Genomic DNA, 1,444 nt, shown 5'->3' on the forward strand with positions numbered 1-1,444 from the left:
GGGAGTGGGCAAAACCTGGGGGTGTCTGTGTATGCTGGTGGTTCATTGAGAGAGGAACTACTATGGACGTGCGGATTATTGTCGAGACGACTTTCGAAAACGGAACCACAAAGAGGCATCGTCTAGGCCGTCTATCCCGCCCGTATCGACGCACGCAGCCTGAGAGGTTCGGGTTGTTACTCGAAGATGCGAAGACGATCCTGGGGCAATTGCAGAATGCGATCCTTCTCGACCAGATCGAGGAAATTGCCGAAGCCAGCAGGAACTGTCCTGACTGCGAGGAGGTCCGGGCCATACATGATTATCGGTCGCGAGTGCTCGACACGCTCTTCGGCAGGTTCCAGGTCAAGGCGCCGCGCATTCGCCGCTGCGCCTGCAACGCAAAATCCGATGTTGTCTTGGGCGGACCGCTTTCGCCTCTCGCTCACTTTTTTCCGGATCGGTCGACCCCGGAACTGCGGCGCCTTCAGGCCGAACTTGGGGCGCGTCATTCCTTCCGGGAAGCGGCGCGTATCCTGGAAACCTTCCTGCCTTGCGCGAAGCAGGTGAATACATCAGTGCGCAATCGACTGGGCAAAGTCGCCAAGGACATCGCCGCCATCGAGCAGACTGAACCGTTGGGTGCGGCGGCCGTCGAAGATCCACCTGCGTTGACGGTTTTCTTGGATGGCGCGCATATCCGATGCAGGCCGGAATACCAGAAGCGACACCTCGATGTTGTGGTCGGCAAGATCGAGAGCCACGATAGGTGCCGCCGCTTCGGCCTTGTGCAACAGGCGGTGCTGTCCCCTGCTAGCCAGCTTCGCCAGGACTTGAGGGCTCTGGGTTGGGATCACGGAAAAACCGTCACGGTGATATCGGACGGCGAACCCGCCTTGCCAAATCTCGTGCGCGGCGCTGTTGGCGGAAAGGTCCGCCACATCCTTGACTGGTGGCACATTTCGATGCGCATTCAGCATGTCGAGAACGCGGTAAAGGGCCTCCTGCAGATCAGGGGTTTCTCTGGCATTCCAGTGCTGTTCAAACGTCCGGCCGAAACGCTGCGATGGTACCTTTGGCATGGAAAAGTTCTAACGGCCACGACCAGTCTGCAATGGTTGATGGTCGATTGCGCCCGGCTGGTTACAGATGACCGTGTGGCAACTGAAGCCGCTCGGAGAGTGCAAGCTCGTTGCCGAGATCTCTATTCATACCTTGCGAACAACATGGACAACCTGACGAACTACGGCCAGCGACATCGAAGAGGCCTTCCGGTCTCTTCATCCCGGGCAGAGGGCTGCGTGGACGACATCGGGAACACCCGCATGGGCAAGCGCCGCCGAATGAGATGGTCGCCCGATGGAGCCCACCGCGTTGCTGTTGTCCGCGCCGCCGTTCTCGACGGTCGGCTAACCGGCGCGTACCAAAGAGCAGCCGCATAACCCCCAAGTTTTGCCCACTCCCA

At 59.3% G+C, this 1,444-nt stretch carries 1 protein-coding gene; it reads left to right on the forward strand.

Annotation, left to right across the window (positions count from 1 at the left end):
- Positions 1 to 62: 62 nt before the first annotated feature.
- Positions 63 to 1,421, forward strand: a complete 1,359-nt coding sequence (locus B6V73_RS20330) for an ISKra4 family transposase (RefSeq protein WP_088726318.1) — start codon at positions 63 to 65, stop codon at positions 1,419 to 1,421.
- Positions 1,422 to 1,444: the final 23 nt, after the last annotated feature.

The organism is Thioclava sp. JM3, from assembly GCF_002213185.1.
Lineage (GTDB): Bacteria > Pseudomonadota > Alphaproteobacteria > Rhodobacterales > Rhodobacteraceae > Thioclava > Thioclava nitratireducens.

What these genes read in the sequence shown, in the direction of transcription:
- B6V73_RS20330 (WP_088726318.1), top strand. Translation starts at nt 63, where the DNA reads ATGGACGTGCGGATTATTGTCGAGACGACTTTCGAAAACGGAACCACA.